This window comes from Vibrio sp. Vb1554, from assembly GCF_033344235.1.
The window spans coordinates 1-1,089 of record NZ_JAWPOJ010000406.1 but is presented as its reverse complement, the minus strand read 5'-3'; the positions used below and the strand labels follow the sequence as shown (position 1 = coordinate 1,089).

General features: G+C 50.2%; 1 protein-coding gene. It reads right to left on the bottom strand.

Annotated features, from left to right (window positions below; genetic code table 11):
* A partial coding sequence (gene rmuC, locus R8N28_RS26650; protein ID WP_318183845.1) for a DNA recombination protein RmuC occupies nucleotides 1–1,089 on the bottom strand: 1,089 nt, incomplete at both ends.

Here is a 1,089-nt window from a genome sequence, read left to right as displayed (position 1 = left end):
GCTCGGTCTAATGCGCCGCCCAACCCTTCCATGTCATCGATGAATAAACGCAGCTTGTCGTACAGTTTGGTGGCGCGCTGGGCGATCAGTTTGGCGTTTTCATTCTGACGTTCGTTGCGCCATAAATTGTCGATGGTGCGCAGTGCCACCAACAACGTGGTTGGGCTAACCAAGATAATGTTTTGCTCCATCGCGTCTTTGATCAAGCTTGGGTCGGCTTGAATCGCCACTTGGAACGCCGGCTCTACCGGAATAAACATCAGCACATAATCGAGACTTTGGATGCCTTTGAGCTTGTGGTAATCCTTCATGCTCAAACCTTTGATGTGCGCACGCAGTGCGGTGAGGTGAGCACTTAACGCGCGGTCGCGTTCAGCATCCGTTTCGGCATTGAAGTAGCGCTCGTACGCCACCAATGCCATTTTCGAATCGACCACCACTTGCTTGTTTTGTGGCAAATGCACAATCACATCCGGTTGGTAACGCTTGCCTGCTTCGCTCTGTAGGTTCACTTGCGTTTCGTACTCGTGCCCTTCGCGCAGTCCCGATTCGGCTAAAACGCGCGCCAACACCACTTCACCCCAGTTACCTTGCTGTTTGTTATCGCCTTTGAGCGCTTGGGTCAGGTTCACGGCTTCTCGAGTCATTTGTTCATTGAGGCGTTGCAGATTTTTCAGCTCATGCACCAGCGTATGACGCTCTTTAGCTTCTTGGCTAAAGCTGTCGTTGACTTGCTTTTTGAAACCTTCTAACTGCTCTTTTAACGGTGACAACAACCCTTCTAAACTTTGACGGTTTTGCAAATCGACCTTCGCGGTTTTTTCTTCAAACAGTTGATTGGCAAGGTGCTCAAACTGTTGTTTCAGACGCACTTCGGCCTGCTCTAAAATTTGCAGTTTTTCCGTATTAGCCTGATTCATTTGCTCGTGGCGCGCCTGCTGCTCACGAAGCTGCGTTTCCAAACGGGATTTTTGTTCACGCATTTGGCCCAGCTCATCAAAGTACTGCTGACGCTCTTGTTTGACGGCTTCGAAGTAACGCAATTTCTCCATGGCCGCCATCAACTTGCCGTGCGATTGTCGCACTTCA